This window comes from Mycobacteroides sp. LB1 (assembly GCF_013449725.1).
Taxonomy (GTDB): domain Bacteria; phylum Actinomycetota; class Actinomycetes; order Mycobacteriales; family Mycobacteriaceae; genus Mycobacterium.
Map to the genome: position 1 here is coordinate 1 of NZ_JACCFF010000012.1, position 1,176 is coordinate 1,176.

At 66.8% G+C, this 1,176-nt stretch carries 1 protein-coding gene; it reads right to left on the bottom strand.

Translation table 11 applies throughout. The annotated features are described in order from the left end of the window. The coding region (locus MLB1_RS23890) for a steroid 3-ketoacyl-CoA thiolase (RefSeq protein ID WP_180752355.1) at positions 1–1,151 on the bottom strand (1,151 nt) is incomplete at its 3' end. Positions 1,152–1,176: the final 25 nt, after the last annotated feature.

A 1,176-nucleotide genomic window follows, 5' to 3' on the forward strand; every position in this document is an offset into this window, starting at 1 on the left:
TCGATGATGGTGCCGGTGGACAGCGCGCCGCCCGCGCACATCGTGATCAAAGCCGTTGACTTGTCGGTGCGTTCGAGCTCGTACAACGCCGTGGTGATCAGTCGGGCACCGGTGCTGCCGACCGGGTGACCCAGCGCGATGGCGCCGCCGTTGACGTTGACGCGATCGAAGTCCGGCTTGTGTACGGCCGCCCAGGACAGCACCACCGAGGCGAATGCCTCGTTGATCTCGACGACATCGATATCGCCGATCTTCATGCCCGCACGGTCCAGCACACGCTGCGTCGACTGCACGGGGCCGTCGAGGTGGTAGTAGGGCTCGGCACCCACAAGAGCCTGCGACACGATGCGTGCACGCGGCGTGAGGCCCAGCGCACGAGCCTTGTCTTCGTCCATGAGCAGCACCGCGGCGGCGCCGTCGGAGATCTGCGAGGACGTGCCTGCGGTGTGAATGCCCTCCGCTATAACGGGTTTGAGGCCCGCAAGTGACTCCAGGGTGGTCTCGCGCAGGCCCTGGTCGCGGCTGACGGTGAGCGTCTCGCCGGTGGGATTGCCTTCTTTGTCCACCTGCGGGGCGTCCAGCGCGGTGATCTCGCGGTCGTAGCGCCCTTCGGCCCAGGCCTGCTTGGCCAGCGCCTGCGAACGCACGCCGAGCCCATCGACGTCGGCGCGGGTGATGCCGCGACGCTTGGCGATCCGCTCTGCTGCTTCGAACTGGTTGGGCATATCGATATCCCAGGAGGCGGGGCGCGGGATGCCGGTGCCGCCGACGTTGGCGCCCAGCGGAACGCGGCTCATCGATTCGATACCGCAGGCGATACCGGTGTCGATCGCGCCCGAGTAGATCAGTCCCGCGATGAGGTGGTTGGCCTGCTGCGCGCTGCCGCACTGGCAGTCGATGGTGGTGGCGCCGGCCGCCTCGGGCAGTCCGGCGTGCAGCCATGCCTGCCGGGTGATGTGTCCGCCCTGCTCGCCGAACTGTGTCACGCAGCCACCGATGACCTGCTCGACCTCATGGGGATCAAGACCTACGCGGGTGATCACCGACTTCTGGATGCTGCCCAGCAGCTCGGCAGGATGCAGCCCCGCGAGCCATCCACCTCGTTTGCCGATAGGGCTGCGTGTCGCTTCGACAATGACTGGATTACCCATGGAGCTGCTCCTTTGCGCTCTGAAC